General features: G+C 55.4%; 18 protein-coding genes. 6 read left to right on the top strand and 12 right to left on the bottom strand.

Annotation, left to right across the window (positions count from 1 at the left end; all coding sequences use genetic code 11):
• The first annotated feature begins 204 nt into the window (after nt 1-204).
• The gene (locus EAW52_RS20255; RefSeq protein ID WP_122043802.1) at nt 205-1,062 is read left to right on the top strand and encodes an RNA ligase family protein; all 858 of its coding nucleotides are present in this window, start codon (nt 205-207) and stop codon (nt 1,060-1,062) included.
• A gap of 16 nt (nt 1,063-1,078) precedes the next feature.
• On the top strand, nt 1,079-2,218 hold the full coding sequence (locus EAW52_RS20250) for an AAA family ATPase (RefSeq protein WP_122043800.1): 1,140 nt from the start codon (nt 1,079-1,081) through the stop codon (nt 2,216-2,218).
• Between the two features lie 3 nt (nt 2,219-2,221).
• Here the strand turns inward: EAW52_RS20250 and EAW52_RS20245 are convergent, their stop codons facing one another.
• Complete coding sequence (locus EAW52_RS20245; RefSeq protein WP_122043799.1) at nt 2,222-3,007, bottom strand: hypothetical protein; 786 nt, start codon at nt 3,005-3,007, stop codon at nt 2,222-2,224.
• A gap of 526 nt (nt 3,008-3,533) precedes the next feature.
• Nucleotides 3,534-4,307 (bottom strand): LuxR C-terminal-related transcriptional regulator, encoded by a 774-nt coding sequence (locus EAW52_RS20240; RefSeq protein WP_122043798.1) that lies wholly within the window; start codon nt 4,305-4,307, stop codon nt 3,534-3,536.
• A gap of 107 nt (nt 4,308-4,414) precedes the next feature.
• Here EAW52_RS20240 and EAW52_RS20235 point away from each other — a divergent pair, with 107 nt between their 5' ends.
• Both EAW52_RS20235 and EAW52_RS20230 read left to right on the top strand, forming a co-directional pair.
• Nucleotides 4,415-5,227, top strand: a complete 813-nt coding sequence (locus EAW52_RS20235; RefSeq protein WP_122043797.1) for a carbon-nitrogen hydrolase family protein — start codon at nt 4,415-4,417, stop codon at nt 5,225-5,227.
• A 102-nt stretch (nt 5,228-5,329) separates the two neighbouring features.
• On the top strand, nt 5,330-6,652 hold the full coding sequence (locus EAW52_RS20230) for an APC family permease (protein WP_122043795.1): 1,323 nt from the start codon (nt 5,330-5,332) through the stop codon (nt 6,650-6,652).
• 90 nt (nt 6,653-6,742) lie between these two features.
• Here EAW52_RS20230 and EAW52_RS20225 read toward each other — a convergent pair whose 3' ends face one another.
• The 7 genes from EAW52_RS20225 to EAW52_RS20195 form a co-directional block, all read right to left on the bottom strand.
• Nucleotides 6,743-7,162 (bottom strand): SRPBCC family protein, encoded by a 420-nt coding sequence (locus EAW52_RS20225; RefSeq protein WP_122043794.1) that lies wholly within the window; start codon nt 7,160-7,162, stop codon nt 6,743-6,745.
• 102 nt (nt 7,163-7,264) lie between these two features.
• Nucleotides 7,265-8,068: a 2,5-didehydrogluconate reductase DkgB gene (gene dkgB / locus EAW52_RS20220; RefSeq protein WP_122043792.1), complete on the bottom strand. Its 804-nt coding sequence runs from the start codon at nt 8,066-8,068 to the stop codon at nt 7,265-7,267.
• 210 nt (nt 8,069-8,278) lie between these two features.
• Nucleotides 8,279-9,691, bottom strand: coding sequence for an aromatic acid/H+ symport family MFS transporter (locus EAW52_RS20215; protein ID WP_122043791.1), 1,413 nt, complete (start codon nt 9,689-9,691; stop codon nt 8,279-8,281).
• Between the two features lie 371 nt (nt 9,692-10,062).
• A complete protein-coding gene (locus tag EAW52_RS20210) occupies nt 10,063-10,335 on the bottom strand; it encodes a DUF2790 domain-containing protein (protein WP_122044873.1) in 273 nt (90 codons plus the stop codon).
• A gap of 262 nt (nt 10,336-10,597) precedes the next feature.
• Nucleotides 10,598-11,398: a sulfite exporter TauE/SafE family protein gene (locus EAW52_RS20205; RefSeq protein ID WP_122043789.1), complete on the bottom strand. Its 801-nt coding sequence runs from the start codon at nt 11,396-11,398 to the stop codon at nt 10,598-10,600.
• Between the two features lie 13 nt (nt 11,399-11,411).
• The gene (locus EAW52_RS20200; protein ID WP_122043788.1) at nt 11,412-12,977 is read right to left on the bottom strand and encodes a bifunctional protein tyrosine phosphatase family protein/NAD(P)/FAD-dependent oxidoreductase; all 1,566 of its coding nucleotides are present in this window, start codon (nt 12,975-12,977) and stop codon (nt 11,412-11,414) included.
• Between the two features lie 78 nt (nt 12,978-13,055).
• On the bottom strand, nt 13,056-13,391 hold the full coding sequence (locus tag EAW52_RS20195) for a helix-turn-helix transcriptional regulator (RefSeq protein ID WP_010799015.1): 336 nt from the start codon (nt 13,389-13,391) through the stop codon (nt 13,056-13,058).
• Between the two features lie 96 nt (nt 13,392-13,487).
• Between EAW52_RS20195 and EAW52_RS20190 the strand changes: the two genes are divergently transcribed.
• Nucleotides 13,488-14,351: an MBL fold metallo-hydrolase gene (locus tag EAW52_RS20190; RefSeq protein ID WP_122043787.1), complete on the top strand. Its 864-nt coding sequence runs from the start codon at nt 13,488-13,490 to the stop codon at nt 14,349-14,351.
• Nucleotides 14,352-14,359: 8 nt separating this feature from the next.
• Here the strand turns inward: EAW52_RS20190 and EAW52_RS20185 are convergent, their stop codons facing one another.
• Both EAW52_RS20185 and EAW52_RS20180 read right to left on the bottom strand, forming a co-directional pair.
• A complete protein-coding gene (locus EAW52_RS20185) occupies nt 14,360-14,668 on the bottom strand; it encodes a hypothetical protein (RefSeq protein WP_122043786.1) in 309 nt (102 codons plus the stop codon).
• A 142-nt stretch (nt 14,669-14,810) separates the two neighbouring features.
• Nucleotides 14,811-15,128, bottom strand: coding sequence for a hypothetical protein (locus tag EAW52_RS20180; RefSeq protein ID WP_122043785.1), 318 nt, complete (start codon nt 15,126-15,128; stop codon nt 14,811-14,813).
• 384 nt (nt 15,129-15,512) lie between these two features.
• Here EAW52_RS20180 and feaR point away from each other — a divergent pair, with 384 nt between their 5' ends.
• Entirely contained in the window at nt 15,513-16,454 is a 942-nt protein-coding gene (feaR, locus tag EAW52_RS20175) for a transcriptional regulator FeaR (protein WP_019366232.1), read from the top strand.
• Between the two features lie 26 nt (nt 16,455-16,480).
• Here the strand turns inward: feaR and EAW52_RS20170 are convergent, their stop codons facing one another.
• Nucleotides 16,481-17,983, bottom strand: coding sequence for an aldehyde dehydrogenase family protein (locus EAW52_RS20170; RefSeq protein WP_122043783.1), 1,503 nt, complete (start codon nt 17,981-17,983; stop codon nt 16,481-16,483).
• Between the last annotated feature and the right edge of the window lie 319 nt (nt 17,984-18,302).

Below are 18,302 nucleotides of genomic sequence, written 5' to 3'. Positions count from 1 at the left end.
CGGTTTGACAGCACGGGCGGGAGTAAGGCTTAATTCGCAACCTTCGTTTAACCCTCCTTTCTAAAGTGGTGAAGCCAGTGCCCTGCATCAACCTTTACATCTGATCCGACAACGGTCCCGGTAAGCGGTTGATTTGCGCACTGCGTAGTTCTTATCTTTAAGTCCTGAGCGTTGTCGGTTTTCCCTGTTTGTTTGGAGAAGACCATGATTCTCGACCCGCGCGTCTATGCGCAATTACATGAATTATTCAAGTACCCGAGAACACCCCACCTGGAGTCGTCGCGCCTACAAGAAGGTGATAGCGACCATGATCAGGTAAAGCTTTGCACTTTAAAGGATCAATTCATCGTCGTGGAGGAAAAGCTCGACGGTGCTAACGCGGCTATCAGCTTTTCCTCCAGAGCAGAGCTTTTGCTTCAGTCGCGTGGGCATTACCTCATCGGCGGCTCACGTGAAAAACAGTTCAATCTGTTCAAGCAATGGGCACGCGTCCATGAATTGTTCCTGCTCGAACGTCTCGAGGATCGCTATGTGATGTTCGGCGAGGTGATGAGCAAAAAACATTCGGTGTTCTATGACCGACTGCCCGGAGTCTTTTTCGAATTCGATATCTGGGATCGCCGCAGGCAGCTTTTCCTGTCCACCGCTGAACGTCGTAGGTTGTTACTTGGTGGGCCTGTTCTTTCGGTGCCTGTGTTGTATGAAGGGATTGCCCCGGTAAGGCTCAATGACCTACTGGCACTGGTTGGAAAATCCTGGGCACGAACTGATCAGTGGAAAGAGCGTTTTGAGCATACGGTGCGGCGCGAAGGGCTGGATGTGAGCAAGGCCTGGTCTCAATGTGATGACTCCGACCTGATGGAAGGCCTTTACATCAAGGTCGAGACAGCCTCTGAAACCGTTGCACGGATGAAATGGGTACGTCCGGATTTTGTACAAACGATTCTGGATGCCAATGAGCATCACCTACGTCAGCCCTATGTTCCCAATGAGCTTGCGCCTGGCGTTGATCTCTACGCGCCAGTACCTGCTGTAACGTGGGAAAGTCTGAACAGACAATAACAAGGAGAAACAGGATATGGATTTTCAAACACTTGAACACCTGGTCGTTGCACCAGGTCAGCAGCCGGATTTTACTGGGTGCATAGACGCGATACCGGTACTGGCTCGATTGGCTAATACACCGCAGGAGCCCGCCTACCATGGGGAGGGTGATGTCTGGACCCACACGTGCATGGTAGTCGAGGCCATGGTAAACGGAGGTGCGTACAAACGTGCTTCTGCTGAGGAGCGCTTCGTACTCTTTTATGCGGCGCTTCTGCACGATATTGCCAAGCCGGATACTACCGTCATCGATCCCACCACGGGTCGCATTGGGCAGCCAGGACATTCACGACGCGGATCGATAGATGCTCGTCTACTGCTTTGGAGGGCCGGCGTTCCGTTTTTATTACGAGAAACCATTTGCCGAATCATCAGTGTGCATCAGGTGCCGTTCTGGGCGTTGAGCGGTGATCGCTCAGGACATTCTCCAGAGTTTCTGGCGCATCGCCTGTCCTGGGAGCTACCACTCTGGATGTTGATCGCTATAGCCATCGCGGATATGGAAGGGCGTATCTACCCGAACAAGCAGCACGTACTGGATGATATCGTGTTGTTTCAACAGTTGGCGGAGGAAGAAAGCTGCCTGTATTCAGCCAAGGCTTTTCCTGATGATTACACGCGGATGAGCTATTTTCGCGGTGCCCGTATTCATCCGGCGTTCAGTCATTATCGGGAGCAGGAGGGCTCCGATGTGGTAGTCATGGCGGGTCTGCCTGCCAGTGGCAAGAACACATGGGTCGCAGAAAACCTGCCAGGGCTGCCGGTCGTTTCTTACGATGATGCACGGGACGCACTGGGGCTTGCTCATGGCAAGAACGAAGGGGCCGTCGCTCATTATGCGGTGGATACCGCTAAGTCGTTGTTACGGAGCAGGGAGGCCTTTGTCTGGAACGCAACGCATCTGTCCGGCCAAATGCGCAAGAAGACCCTGGATTTGCTCTACCAATACAACGCCTCAATACGAATCGTTTATCTTGAGCAGCCGGAGCGGGTCATTCTTCAGCGTAACGCCAGGCGAAACACGTCATTGCGAAATCAGGATATCCAGCGGATGCTCTATCGGTGGGAAGTACCGCTGCCGAGCGAGGCGGACTGTGTCGAGTATCTGGCCTAACGCTCACACCTCGCTCTTGTCGTAGAGTGGCTTCTTTTTCCATTCGCTGCCCTCTTCAGGCTCAGGTGCCTTTTCTTCAACAGGAGGCGCCTTGAGTTGCTGTTCGGCCTGGGTCTGTTTCTCGATGGCATTCTCAGCGGTCTCTATACCGCTCTCAAAAGCTTCGCGCTGGGCTTGAAACGCCATTTGATCAGATTGGTTGCGAATATATTGAAGGCCACGTTCATAAGCGCGCTTTGCCAGGCGGGGCTGGTCTGACTCAAGCGCTTGGGTGGCCATGTTATCGAACATTTCGATATTGCTGAGCGCAAGCCAATATCTGACTGACTTGAACCAGCCGGAAGCATCCGCCTTGGTAAGCAGACCATCCTGTACGGCGCGGTGAATCTGACTATTAAGGGTTTCCAGCTGAAAGCTCACCTCTTTGAAGGCCGCCTCGCTTGACAGAGGGCATGGTTGATTCTCGATCGAAATGTCCAGACCGAGTTTTTCCTGCTCCTGCAGGAGGGACTCGCGCTCCGTCAGGGCTTCGGTAGGTTTTTCCAGGCGGCCGATGCGCTGAATAAGGTTGAGTTCTAGTCTGACCAGAAGCTGTTTGAGTTCAGGTGTCATGAACTGGGCTGGAAAGGTTTCCGACAAGGTGCCGATACGGTAAATCCGGTCATTCAGGTCTGCTCGCAGACGAGCCTTATCCAGTTGATAACGGTCTGCAACCTGGTCCACATAGGCCATGAATAAAAATAAAAGGATGCAGCTGACAAACATCAGCGCCAGTGCTGAGGTGGACATGTGTCGTTATACCTTCTGTTCGAGCAGGCCTTTCCAAGACCTGAATGCCTCTAATGAGAATGTGCGCCCGGAAACTTCAACCCGAGTGCAGTGCCTTCCTGGCGTCTCATGGTTTGCCAGTTGGAGGCTTTCATTAGAAGGCTATCGGTATAGCGTTGGTTTTCTTGAGGAAAATAAATGAAAAAAGAGTGAGCTGTCTGAGGCATGCCAGAGCCCTTTGGCACACCGTTGATTGAAGCAGACCGGAGCAGGGCGAAACGAGCCGGTCACGTGCTCGGCTGAGTACAATCAATCCTCCTGCTTACGTTTATTTACCCCTAATACCCTCTGCAAAAACTCTATTCAGGCTGATACGACTTCGGCGGTTAAAAGCGCCGAGGGCACATATCAATAGCAATTTTGCCTGGGAGTAACCTTGGGTGGAGAATACGTACAGGTCTCCAGAATTACGACGTCTGTCGTAATTCCTGTCGGTTGTTGATGAGGCTCAGCATTACCAGCACGGTAGCTACCCAGCCGGTATATATCAGTTGATTTGAAAGAACACCGCGAACAGCTCGGATTGGGATTTGATGTTGAGCTTGGTATAGATGTGTTTTCGATGGACCTTGACGGTCTCGACAGAGATGTCCAGCTTCCGCGCAATTTCCTTGCCTGAGCAGCCACTCAGTACCAGACGTGCAACGTCCATCTCACGGGTGGTCAACGGCATTTCGCTGCGTTGGCTGGTTGTCTCCAGCCGGTGTTGCCAAGCGGGAACGGCGGGCGCAGTGGAACCTTGCTCGAAGCGTAGGCGCTGACGCATGAGACCCATTATCCAGGGTTGAATCAGACCGAGCAGGGCTATCTGGTCAGGTTTGAAACGCTGGCGCGAGCCAAGGGACAGGCAAAGCGTCTGATCAGCATCGATCTGGCAGTTGATCTGGATTTCGTCAGCGACCACGTTCAACCGAAAGTACAGACGATAATAATCGGTTTGCTCAAAACATTCTGGTGCGACGTCGTCAAGCCGAACCAGGCCATTGTGGGCTCGCTCACGAGAGGCGATGTAGAACGGGTCCAGAAGATACAGGCCGTTGATGTAGTCCTGAAACAGCGGATCAGGTCCGCCATCATTGGTCGGACTTTCTGCCAGTACAACGGGCCTGCCAGCACTGAAAAGCAGTGCTACCCAGCTGTCGAAGGGCAGATAGCGCGCCAGTAATCGTACCAGCCTGATCCAGAAGTTGGGGGCATCGAGCGCATCAATCAGTTGACCAACCGACTGATGCCAGGCGATATCCTTTAGTTCCATACCCATGCCTACCTCAAAAGGGTTAACCCACCGGCGTGATTATCATGCCAAACCGTGGGCACCATACTGCCAAACCAATGTGTTCGATACGGCTGATGTATCAAGGAGCATTCATGAAGATTGAACTGGCCCAGGTGGCTGGCCGTGATGGCGACAAGGCTTACAACCTGCAAACGGCATTGGCGGCTATCGAAGCCTGTGCACCGGATACACAGCTTATTGTGTTTCCAGAAACGCACCTCAGCGGTTTTCCAACCCATGAAAACGTGGCAGATGTCGCCGAGCCCATTGATGGCCCGACGATCAGTCGGGTTCGTCAGGCTGCACATGCCAGACAGGTCTCGGTCGCCATCGGCTTTGCTGAAGCGGATGGCGAGCGTTATTACAACACCACGCTTCTGATTACCCCGAATGAAATTGCGCTGCGTTACCGGAAGACGCACTTGTGGTCGTCGGATCAGGGAGTGCTATCGCCTGGTGACCGCTTTGCGACCTGTCTGTGGAACGGTGTTCGGGTCGGTCTGCTGATCTGCTATGACATCGAGTTTCCCGAAACCGCCCGCGCGCTGGCGCAACTGGGTGCACAGCTCATTATCGTAACCAACGGCAACATGGACCCTTATGGGCCTGTACACCGAGCCGCGATCATGGCTCGCGCAATCGAAAACCAGGCGTTTGCCGTGATGGTGAACCGCGTGGGTGAAGGCGATGGTGACCTCACTTTTGCAGGAGGCAGTGCGGTAGTCGATCCCTTTGGAAACATGCTGGTCGAGGCCGGTCGGGAAGAGGCGCACTTGAGCGCATCGCTGGACCTGAGCCAGCTTCAGGCGGTGCGCAAGGATTATCGGTATCTCGATGACCGTCGCCTGAGTTTGCCGGGGGAGCTGATCGAGCAACCGGGAGGGATTCGCGAACTTATTATTTAGGCCAATAAACGTATAACAACAATTATCTTTTTGCTGATTCAGCACTGCCACAACACCCGACCGCGTAAGCGCGGTATCAACAATCACTATACGGAGTTGTTCATGGCCCATCTGCAACGCACCCTTTCGTTAGGGGCGGTGATGCTGTTCGGCATCGCTTACATGACGCCCATCATTGTGCTCGGCACGTTTGGAATTCTTGCCCAGAGCACAGGTGGGCATGTACCTTCCGCCTACCTGGTAGCGCTGGTTGCCATGTTGTTTACCGCCATCAGTTATGGTCGCATGGCGGCGGCGTTTCCGGTTTCAGGTTCCGCGTATACCTATGTACGCAAGGCTATAAGCCCCAAGCTGGGCTTTATCGCCGGCTGGGCGGTTCTTCTGGACTACCTGTTTCTGCCTATGGCGATCTGGCTGATTGGAGCTGCCTACCTGAGTTCCGCATTTCCCGCTATCCCTCAAGCGGTTTGGGTATTGGGCTTCATCGCACTTACTACGGTGATCAACGTAGTGGGGCTCAAGCTTGCCAGTACGATTAATACAGCCTTGATGCTGGTTCAATTCCTGGTACTGGCTGCCTTTGTAGTGCTGTGCGTCCATTATGTACAGGGCTCTGGCGAGTCGTTGTTCACGCTGGCACCGTTTACGGACGGTCATTTGCAGTGGCCGCTGGTCATGAGCGGCGCGGCAATAGCCTGCTATTCGTTTCTTGGATTCGATGCCGTAAGTACCCTGACGGAGGAAACCCGGAATGCGGAGCGTACGATACCCAAGGCAATCCTGCTGGTTACTCTAGTCGGCGGACTGATGTTTATCCTGGCATCTTATTGGGTCCAGCGGGTACACCCAGGCATGGCGTTCGCCAATGTCGACTCTGCAGCTTATGAGATTGCCCGTAACATTGGCGGCGATATCTTTGTTTCGCTGTTTCTGATGGGGCTGATTGTGGGGCAGTTCACGTCTGGTATGGCTGCGCAGGCCAGCGTCTCACGGCTACTGTTTGCCATGGGCCGTGACGGTGTGCTTCCCCAGTCGTTTTTCGGTCAGCTTTCAAGGCGCTTCGGTACGCCAGTCAACAATCTGTTCCTGTGTGGCGTTGTTGCGTTACTGGCATTGAAGCTGGATGTAGCGACATCGACCTCGTTCATCAACTTCGGCGCATTTTTAGCGTTCAGCCTGGTGAACCTTGCGGTAATCTTTCACTTTTATCTCGGTGCGACTCAGCGCGGTATACGTGAAATCCTGTTGTTTCTCATCTGCCCGTTGCTGGGACTCAGCGCAGATCTCTACCTCATGATCAGCCTGGACTCGATGGCCATTCTATTAGGGCTGAGCTGGCTCGCACTCGGAGTTATCTACCTAGGCAAACTCACGCACGGGTTTCGTACTCAACCGCCGGAAATGCAGTTCAGCGAAGCGGAGTAGCGGGCCGTTCAGGTTTATCACGGCAGGCCTCGAAGGGCCGCCGTGAGGTTGCAAAAGCAGGCGTATCGTTGCTTTTATGTTTTCAAGCGGCTACCAAGCCTCGACTGCCTGCTTGAGCGCCGTCAGCCCATCTTGGTAGAACTGCGTGAATAGACTTTCAGCCTCCGCCTGGCTGATATGGGTCGCTGTAAAGGTACAGAACCATTCAACCTTGGCGCTCTTTCCTGATACATCAGTGAGTACACGCAGCGTAGAGTCGTAGTCCTTGATCGGGGCAGGTCCTTCGATGATGGTGTAGCGGTAGCTTTTTTCAGCCTCGTTAAAGCTTAACAGCCGCTCAATGATGACGTTACCTTCGATATCCTTCAGATGTCGGACCCGACCCCCTTCACTCAGCTGACTCTCGACTACAAACGGCAGCCAGTCAGGCAGGGAGCCGAAGCCTCCCATAAGTTGCCATATCTGCTCAGCATCCACATCGATCTCGATAGAAGCATAGGCGTTAGTCACAGCGATTCTCCTAGCATGAAAGAAACAGGGCAGGCCAGCATACGGCCTGAAGACAATAGAACGGCATTCGAAGAGTACCGTACGTTACGGTCATGCAGGTGATTAATCCCAAGCGGGTGCGAGCCCTTCAGGGCTGACCTCACGAGCGTTTCGCTCAAGTAAGGCGATTTTTGCCATGTCCTCCTGATCCAGACGCAGCTCTTGGGCTAACAGATTGCTGGCCAGATTCTCTAACTTGGTCGAGGAAGGGATGACTGCATATCCCAGCTGTAACGCCCAAGAGAGCGTAACCTGCGCTGGCGTTGCCTGATGCTTATGGGCAATGGCATTAATGACAGGGTCCTTGAGTACCTTCCCGTAGGCCAGAGTCATATAGGAGGTCACTGGAATATTCTGCTCCTGCAAATATTGAACAAGCTTACGGTTCTGCAGGTAAGGGCTAAGCTCAATCTGGTTGGTGGCAATGGCATCCGTACCAACAATGTCGATGGCTTGTCGGGTCAGTTCGATGTTGAAGTTGGAGATACCAATCTGGCGTGTCAGGCCCTGGTGCTGCGCCTGGGCCAATGCTTCCATAAATTCGGGTAGCCCCACACCATTACCCGGTGCGGGCCAGTGGATCAACGTCAGATCCACGAAGTCGGTCCGGAGTTTTTTCAGGCTTTCCTGCAGGCTGGGAATCAGTTTGTCTTTGGCGTAGTGGTCTACCCAGATTTTCGTCGTGATAAAGAGTTGGTCGCGTGCGATACCGCTTTCGGCAATCGCTTGCCCAATGTCTGCTTCGTTGTTGTAGATCTGTGCGGTATCGATTGCACGATAGCCCAAGTCAAGAGCGTGGCGTACCGAGTTGATGACGGTCTGTCCTGTGAGACGGAAGGTGCCAAGGCCAAAGGAAGGAATACTCATAACGGGCTCTCCGAAAGGATTAGAGGGACACGGCTGCGTCCCAGGCAAAAGGTTCGGAGCTCAGTGTGATCGGTTGATATCATCTGAATAAGCCCTTAATCCTCAGAATACTTTTGATTTTTACTCAAGGATGGAGGGGAGAAGGCCTTTCTGAAGTCAGGCGGGACAGGACGTTGGTCGTCTGCCCCTGCGGAACCTTGAGGTGATCGATTACAGACGCGCCTCACCTTTGAGCGCCGGCGGTTGATCACTGGAGCGCTGGATGGGCCCGAGGGAGGAACCATGGTCATGTTGCCTAATGGGCGTCGCGTTGTGTGAGGGGGGTTTAACGTTGAGAATCAGCAAGGCGGCCAGGATAGCCGGAATAGCAGCCAGCACAATGATGGTTTGGGCTGGCAAATGCAGGCCGAGCAGCAGACTACCCAGGAGAGGCCCGAGAATCGAGCCAAAGCGGCCAATGCCCAGCGCCCAACCTGCACCAGTTGCGCGTACCTGCGCGGGGTAGAAATTGCTTGCGAAGGCATTCAAGGTCAGTTGACCGCCTATGGTGCAAAAGCCTGCGGCAAATACAAACACCAACAGCAGGGCCTGATATTGATGTGTCAGCCCAAGCAGCACGGTAAATGCGGCTGCGCCCGCCAGGATACAGCTCAGCAAGCGAACCTTGCTGGCCACCCGGTCCATGAAGTATGCCAGGAGCATGGCACCCAATGTACCGGCAAACAAAAACATCGACGTGGCAAGGTTTGCCGAGTTTCGCTGCATACCGCTTTCCTGAAGGAGAGAGGGCAACCAGCTGATCATGAAATAAAGCAGGATCAGGCTGACAAAAAACGTCGCCCAGAGAAACAGGGTAGGTCTCGCGTATCCGTTGCGAAAGAGATCCACCACGGCTATGGCAGAGGCAGGCTCCTGTTGACTGTCAACGGTTGGTGCTGGCGGCTGCCAGCCGGCAACCATGCGGGACGTGACAGCGGTCAGCCGGGCGTAGGGCGGGGCATCCCTTAGCAGACGTGGCAGAGACTCAGGTAGCAGCATGAGCAGGAAAGGTAAGAGCAGCAGCGGGGCTACACTTCCTATGACGAATACGGCATGCCAGCCGAAACGGTCCATGAATGCTACCGCCACGAAGCCTCCCGCAGCGCCGCCAAACGAGAAACCGCAGGCGGCCAGGGTAACCATCAAGGTACGCAGCCTGGGCGGTGAGTAGTCCGACATCAGCGCCATTGCACTGGGCATGGCGCCGCCCATCCCCAGACCACAAAAAAAGCGCAGTATCGCCAGTCCCTGCAACGAGTCGATATAGACGGTGACGAAGGTAAGGCAGGCATACAGCAGAACGCAGCTCATGAGCACTCGCCGGATACCTACGCGGTCCGCAAGTGGTGTAACGAGCAGAGAGCCAACGGTCAGGCCGATCAGGTTTGCACTGAAGACCGGTCCAAAGGCCGATTTCTCCAGTCCCCATTCCTGGGCGATAGATGGCACCACGTAGCCCAGTAGCTGAGCGTCATAACCGTCACTGATGAGCAAGAGCGCCAGCAGCGCCAGTATCTGCCATTGATAGCGTGATACGGGATGTGAATCGAGAGCATCGCGAAAGCTGGTTATTTGGTTCTGCATTGCCAATACCTTTTGTTTTTATTTGTGCAGGCAAAATGGGCGCGTAAATCAACTAGCGGTCAGAGAAAGGCAGTTCTGGAGATCAATCAAAATATCAGCCGAAATCGTAAATCGATTACGTTCTGTGTAATCTTTGGTGTGGTGGGGAGGTCTGTCAAGTTGATCGTGCTGCGGTGTTTTCAGAAGGGGCGCAGCGCTAGGTCATGCGGATGAGCATCGGATGTCCGATGGCCGGATCGAGAGGTCAGAGCCGCCTGGAAATCTGCTTTGGAGGTGTGATAGGGACGTTGCGCTTAGTCGGGAGCAAGGAGTGCTGCTGGTGCAGGCCAAGTCTCAAAGCCCCGCGTGGCCGGGGCTTTGTACTAGTCGTATCAACCATTCGTATTTTGCCGTTCAACGCTTTCCAGGTACTGCAATTTATGCACGTTGCTTTGATGATCCTGATACACCATGGTGGCAGGTTCGGCATTGTTGAGGTCGTTCGTGTTGGCCTTTTCGATCGAAATGACTTTGGCGACATCAATCTTCATGCCGTAGTGATACTGTTCCACCGGAATATTGTCCTGTGCTGAACGAGAGTCTGCAGCAAACGCGCCGGTAGCGAAGGCTGAGGCGAGCAGGGCAGTAGCAATGGCGTATTTCATGATAATGACCTCTTCGATGGGGTGGTTGGTTTCGATGAGGTCATTGAATCGCACACGCCTACTATGCGTGAAATCGATCCTACTGGTGCCAACTATTGCTCTCAATGATGGGTGAAGCGTGGAAGTGTGCTGGCTAAGATAGTCGTCTGCTGTACTAAGCGTTCCCGTGGTCTTACGGTAGTAAGGGTCTGTCTGAAACCCAGATCAGTTTGATCGATTGAATCCTCTCTTGCGGCTAAAGGACCAGATTAATCGGAGCTGATTAGAAAACAGTCATGAACAGGTAAACGCAGGCACCCAGGCAAAGCACCGCAAACGACCGCTGCAAGAGGTGGGCCGGTAAATGCTTGCACAGCAGGCGCCCGGCAAGCATGCCTACAAGCGTGGCACCTATGAAAAGCTCTGCCTGCAAGCCAAGCGTGACGCCGCGATAAAGCGCACCGGCTGCGGTACCCAGGGAAATCAGCGCCACCATCATCAGCGAAGTGGCCACGATGCCCTGCATGCGGATATCGCTGCATTGGCGCAAGGCCGGGACGATCAGAAAGCCGCCCCCCACACCGAGCATACCGGTCAACAGGCCCGACAGGCTTCCGATGATCGAAAGCGTAGCCAGGCATCGACCATTCCAATGCAGGCGACCAGTTGTTGGATCCAGCATGCAATTTTTTTGAAGCGGGCCGTGAGTCGTACAGGCTTGATCTACCGTAGCCCGACTCTGAAGCAGCATGCGGATGGCAACAAACAACATGATCAGACAGAAGCAAAGCATGAGGGTACGATTGGGCAAGTGATGCGCCAGCTGACTTCCAAGTGGCGAAAAGCAAAGTCCCAACGCGGCCATGAGTAGCGCTGCCCGATATCGCACCAGACCTTTGCGCAGCCCGTCCACTGCACCCAGGGTCGCTGCGGTGCCGATTGCAAGCAGCGCAACGGGCGCAGCCTGAGAGAGGGCCCAGCCCAGCCCAAGCGTCAATGCCGGGATCGCCAGGATACCTCCACCTGCGCCTGTCAGGCCCAACACAAGGCCGATACCGATTCCGAGAAGAGAGGCTAGCAGCACAAAGCGGGCTCCCTTAATTCTGGGCGCAGCGGGTAAGCCACTCACGGCCCTTGAGCATGCCGTTCCAGTAGAAGCGGGGCAGTACGCTGGCCTTCAGCAACCAGGCGGATTTACGCGGCACCTTGGGATCAAAGGGAAAGGTCGGCAAAAGCTTTCCACCATAACCAAACTCGGCCAGGATTACCTTGCCTTTTTCGACGGTAAGTGGGCAGGAGCCGTAACCATCATATCGGCTTGGCAGGGGGTGCCCCTTGCGCAAGGCCAGCAGATTTTCTGCTACGACCACGATCTGCTTGCGTGCTGCTGCAGCCGTCTTGGCGTTGCTGGTGCCGCACACATCACCCAAGGCAAATATGTCTGGATGACGAGGATGCTGAAGGGTAGCCGGATCGACCTCAAGCCAGCCCGCCGCATCGGCCAGCGTACTACGCCGAACTACATCAGGGGCCTGTTGCGGTGGCACCACATGCAGGAGGTCGAACGCTTTGGCTTGACGGCTCACGCTACCGTCAGCGGCGGTAACTTCGAACCAGGCGGTTTTGCCAGGGCCGTCGACAGCAACCAGATTGGACTGAAAAGCCAGTGATGCCTGATATTTCTCTACATACGCCATCAGAGGTGGGACAAAGGCCGGTACGCCAAACAGCGCTGCGCCTGCCAGGTTGAATTCGACCTGGATGTTCTTCAGCACCCCTTGTCGCAGCCAGTGATCGCAGGACAGGTACATGGCTTTTTGGGGCGCACCGGCACATTTGATCGGCATCCCCGGTTGAGTGAATAGCGCCTTCCCATGCCTCAGGTTTCGGACCAGCTCCCAGGTGTAAGGGGCCAAGTCATACCGGTAATTGGACGTCACACCATGTTGGCCCAGCGTGTCTTCCAGCCCAGTGATGCGCTCCCACGCCAGTTGCAGACCGGGACAGATGATCAGTTGCTGATAACCCAGTTGCTTACCGTTGCTGAGCAGCACGCTCTGGCGCTCCGGGGCGAACGCGCTGACCGATGCCTGAATCCAAGTGACACCGTGCGGCATGACGCTGGCCATCGGGCGAACCGTGTCCGCTGCGTCGTAGGCTCCACCCCCTACAAGCGTCCAGGCGGGCTGATAGTAATGATGATCGCTGGGCTCGACCACGGCGAGTTTCAGCTCAGGGGCACGGCGCAGCAGGCTGGCAGCGACGCCGATACCAGCTGACCCACCGCCCATGATGACGACGTCGTATTGGCTACTTGCCGCTTCGTTCTCGCACGCCATTCGGTACAGCTGAGTAGAGCGGTTACCTGTGCGACAGAACGCCAGAATCGGATGGGGGAGCGTGCTGAGTAACGCCTGTAACTGCTGGGCCTGTCCCTCATGAAGGGTGCTGGGTATGACAGGGAGATAGACAAAGCTCAAGCCCAATGCTTCGGCATGGCGCCGAAGTTGTTCGCTAAGAGGCTGTTCTGGTCCACCTTCATGATCCGGTCGATTGCAGATGATGCTGCGGTAGCCTTGCTGAGCGATGCCAGGCAAGTCATCGAGCTGTAGCTGTCCGCACGTAGCGAACGTTTCATCGAGTCGGTTGATGGGGTGGTCCATGGGCAACTCCAGACAGCATAGGAAACAACAAAAAGTCTATGGCGCTAGCGCAGACAGGTTGAACGTAGAGATGACTCTTTACTGCACGCTTTTCAGGGCCTGACCGCAGTACAGGCTGGACAGTGTCTGCATGACGGAAACGACCTCGAAACTGGCAAGGGCGTAATAGATGTACTTGCCTTCGCGACGCGTATTGACCAGTCCTTCTTCCCGAAGGACGCTCAGCTGTTGAGAAAGCGTCGGTTGGCGGATACCCGTCAGGTCTTCCAGCTCGCCCACATTGCGCTCACCCTGAGTCAGCTGACAGAGCAGCAGGAGGCGGTCTTCGTTGGCCAGCGCTTTTAGCAGCGTGCAGGCTTTTGAAGCAGAGGCCCTGAGCAGAGCGACTTCGGTGGTAGAAAGCTGAGTTGCCATTGGTCCCTTCCTCGTCATGCGTCCAATCAGTCTATTTTCATACAATATATAATTCAATATATTGTAAAAAGGTAGATCGATGGAGAGGTAATAGACATGACTCCTTTAGTACAGGCATTTTTCGATGCCGACACGGCTACCATCAGCTATGTGGTATTCGAGGCGGATGGTTCGGAATGCGCCATCATCGATTCGGTATTGAATTACGATGCCAAGGCCGGGCGAACCAGCACACATGGGGCTGACCGGATCATTGCATTTATTCAGGAGCATAGTCTCAAGGTGCAATGGTTGCTTGAGACCCATGCCCACGCCGATCATCTTTCAGCATCGGCTTACCTGAAACGTATGCTGGGAGGCAAGATTGCCATTGGCGCTCCCATCCGCCAGGTTCAGGGCGTTTTCCGTGATGTTTTCAACCTGGAGCCTGAGTTCCGGTTGGACGGCTCACAATTTGATTATCTTTTCGAGCCGGACGAGCTGTTCCACATTGGCCGTTTAGCGGCGCGTGCGCTGCATGTTCCAGGGCATACACCCGCGGATATGGCCTATCAGGTAGCGGAGCATTCGGTATTCGTAGGCGACACATTGTTCATGCCTGATGTAGGAACCGCACGGTGCGATTTTCCCGGTGGCAGTGCCCGTCAATTGTACCGTTCCATCAAGCGGATACTGGCGCTACCAGCCGAGACGATATTGTACCTGTGCCACGACTATCCACCCGCTGGAAGAGAGGTATGCTGGAAGACGACGGTGGCTGAGCAAAGGTCCAGCAATATCCATGTGCACGACGGTATTGCCGAAGATGCCTTTGTCGAGATGCGCAGCCGTCGGGACGCAACGCTATCGATGCCGACGCTTATTCTGCCGTCGATCCAGATCAATATCCGGGCGGGTGAGATGCCACCTGCAGATGAGTCTGGTGCGACCTTCCTGAAAATTCCGATCAATCGCCTTTAGGCAGGGCGTCAGTCTTCTTCCCAAAACGTCGGGCAGTTTAGTTTCAATGCGCGGGCTTTGGCAGCGTGCATGGCCGCTTCGAGCTCCTCCGGGGTGGCCTTCTGCTCGGTCTTGGCGTATGTCCAGGTTGCCAGGGCGACGTAGCAACTGGAGTAGAGCTCGGCAAGGGAGCGGCATTCCGACTGGCGGCTGACCTGGTCAAGCGGGAGGGGACGCGCCTGCAAGGTGGTTTCAACGGGTGTCAGAGAGCGGCTCTGGCATCCACTTAGTAGCAGGACTGCCATGAGCATAAAACCAGCGAAGAGGCGATGGGTCATGTGTTCTGTTCGTAACGGATAGGATGGCAAGTGTAACGACCCAGGCAGGCTTGGCCTATCGGCGGCAGTAGTTATCCGGGATCGATCACCTGATACAGGCGCCAGGGTAAGGTCATGCCTTACGCTGGCGCCCTGCAATGCATTAAAGCGCGGTTTTCTTTTGCGGCCCCTTGAAATGCTGACCGCGAGGCAGGCGGCTGCCATCGGCCAGCTTGTTTTGCCACTCGGCAAACGCAACGCTACGGGTACGGTAGGTTACGGACTGCTCAACAGGCTGTGCCTTGGCAGCCGGTACGGGAGCAGCAATCTCCTGAGCCTGAGTGTCGGTTACTGTTGCCGCTGCATAAGCCGCCGAGCGCAGGCATGTCTTGCAGGTAACCTGATCAGGCTGGGTGGAGACATTAGGACTGCTGCGGCCGCAAGCGACTTGATCAGTGCCGGTGGAGTAGTGCATTACCATGGTATTACTTCCTTTCAGTACAAGCTAAAACAGTCGCCGCTTCGCAATGCGACGAGGTATTGCAGTGGATTCAGGACGGCCTCGGGGCGTTGGCCTCAGGGCAGCGTGTGCTCATTGGCGTGAGTAGCACCTCGCCTTCGAAATCACCCCTCGACTTTCAAAATCCAAACAAAAAAAGGCGTAGTTTAACGGGTTATCGCCATTTAGTCTTTTTTGGCGGGCGCAAACTGCCGCAGTGGCAGGGAACATGGCATAGTGAAATGAGAGGTCGGTCATCAGCTCATATGGAATCAGGGCTTGCACCTCTGTAGTTTCGTAGTAAATTGGTAACATGTTAACTATCTACAAGAACAACAGGCTGAATGACAGCCGAGGTGAAATGCCATGCAAGTCCAACGTCTCGATGCGTTTTCGATCTGGCTAGAAACGATTCGCGCTTTTTGTGGCCGCCGTTTTACCGCGCAGCCCTCGTTGACCGGTTCGCTGTTTATCGGCGAGCTTACCCAACGGCGTATAGCCGGACTTGAACTGGCCATGGTCAAGACCAACGCGGCCTGTCTGGCTCGCAAACGAGGGCATGATCAAGATGGTGATCGATACTGCTTTCTGGTCATGCAGCGATCCGGGCGAGCACAGATCACGCAGCATGGGCATACCATCGATCTGGTGCCTGGTGAGATGGCGCTGGTTGATTCTGCAGGCACCTGCGAAATCAATCCGCTTGGTTTGATGGAGCATTGCTCGATTCATCTTCCCCGCGAGGCGGTGTCCAGACATCTGGCCGATCAACAGCATATTTTTGGCAAACTTAATTCAGGCAGTGCCAGCGGCCGGTTGCTTCGGCTGATCTGTACCCAGCTGGCCGAGGGTATGCCGGCACAGGAATGGCAGGATGATGAAGGGGAGGCGCTCCAGGATTCGCTGATCAGCCTGTTGAAACCCGCCCTGACAGCCAGTGCGCCCACAATGGCCGTTGAGCTCCAGGCCAAGGGCGGCGTACTGCGAAGCGGAGTGGAACAACTGATCCACGACCAGCTGGCCGATGCGTCCTTGAGCCCTGCCAAACTGGCGGCGCAGCTGGGCATTTCCATCCGCCAGCTGTATCGGCTATTCGAAGAAGAGGGCGATAGCGTCTGCCGTTATATCCAGCGTGCCCGACTTGCACGCAGCGCTGCCGATCTGCTCGATCAGCGTCTGGTCAACGAGTCGATCACAGACATTGCTTTCAAATGGGGTTTTACCGACTCGGCTCACTTCAGCCGGACGTTCAAGAAGCACTTCGAAAGGTCCCCGCGGGACTACCGTAGCCAGTCGATGACGGCCTGAGCACGCTCAGGCCGCGTTCATCAGGCTCAGTAGGCAATACACACGGATTTGAGTTCGGTAAAGGCTTCGACAGCGCCGCGGCCGAACTCCCGCCCGATACCGGATTGCTTGTAGCCCCCAAAAGGCAGGTTCGGGTCGACCGGTACGTGGCTGTTGACCCAGACCGTGCCCGCCTCGATGCGGGGAATGAGGTCCATGGCACGGGTCAGATCATTGGTCCAGAGACTGGCCGTGAGACCGTATTGGCTGTCGTTGACCATATGGATGGCTTCATCCAGTGAGTCGTAAGCGATAACGGACAATACCGGTCCGAAAATCTCCTCGCGCGCCGCCGCCATGTGGTGCTCAACGTTGGCCAGCACAGTAGGCTGGACGTAATAGCCGGGCAGGTCGGGTGCATTGCCTCCCGTCGTGACAGTAGCCCCTTGCTGGCGTGCCAGCTCTAGATGCTGAAGAACACTGCCCTGGTGCCGGCGTGAAACGACCGGGTTGATTTGTGTGGTTGGGTCCAGCCCCGGCCCGATCTTCATGCCGTTTACCGCGGCGCTAAGCGCTTCGACATAGTCTGCTTTTAGCGCCTGCGGCACGTAGATGCGCGAAGCGGCGGCGCACACCTGACCCTGATTGAGCAGGCCGCCCATGAGCGCGCCTGCAACTGCTTTTTCAAGGTCGGCGTCTTGTAGCAGCACCATAGGGTTCTTGCCACCGAGCTCCAGGGAGAATCGTGTCATGTTTTGCAGGGCGGCAGTCCCGATCTGCTTGCCGATGGCCGTAGAGCCGGTAAAGGACACCTTGCTGACGTTGGGGTGCGCCACCAGTGCGGCACCCGCTACCGAGCCGCGGCCGATCAGTACGTTGAGTACACCGGGCGGAACGCCGGCCTCTATGGCCAGCTCGGCTACCCGCAGCACGGTAAGAGGCGTTTCTTCCGAGGGCTTGATGATGATGGAGCAGCCACAGGCCAGAGCCGGCATGATCTTCCACAGGGCGATCATGAGCGGGAAATTCCAGGGGACGATGCCTGCCACTACGCCAACTGCCTCACGGCGCGTATAGGCATTGTAACGGGCGCCGGTTGGAACAGGTATCGAGACGTCGAGCGTCTGCCCTTCAAGCTTGGTGGCCCACCCGGCCATGTAACGCATGTATTCAACTGCGCCGCCGACTTCAATCGCGCGGGCAATGTGGATCGATTTACCTTGTTCCAGCGTTTCCAGTTGCGCCAGTTCTTCGCCGTGGGCTTCGACGAGATCAGCAAAGCGCAGGAGGATGCGCTCACGATCAGCCGGTCGAGCCTTGCTCCAGGTGCCCGTGACAAACGCAGCGCGGGCGGACTCGACGATACGGTCTACTTCCTCCCGCTCGGCCAGCCTTATCTGTGAAATGGCCTGGGCCGAAGCGGGATCGTTTACCGCAATGACATCGCCGCGAGAAGCGGTGCTGGGCCGGCCATCCACGAAGCTGGAATGCGTAAGCGACAGAAAACGGGTAACAGTCTCGAGGGGCGTAATGAGTTCGGCAGTAGACATAAGGGATTCCTGGCTATTCTCAAGGCTCTAAGGCAAGCGGTGAGGCTTCATGTCCAGAGCTTAGGAGTCGTCAATCAAGAGAGCTTGCATGTCGCTGCCGCAGGGTTTGATCTTCTCTGCCACCCGCAAGGTATCACCCGGTGTGATGAGGCAAGGCGGCTTGCGCTGCCGTGAACGCACCAATCGATTTGAATAGGGTGAGGGACGAAGAGGAATTCAGAATGGTTGATTAATATGTTAATTATATGCGATGGTCCCGCTCCGTTGGTAAATGGCGGTATATCTGCCAACCTATTCATTGGGCTAGCGTCCGGCCCGT

Source organism: Pseudomonas sp. LTJR-52 (assembly GCF_003691465.1).
Classification (GTDB): Bacteria; Pseudomonadota; Gammaproteobacteria; order Pseudomonadales; family Pseudomonadaceae; genus Chryseomonas; species Chryseomonas luteola.
This window is presented reverse-complemented; position numbering and strand designations above follow the sequence as displayed.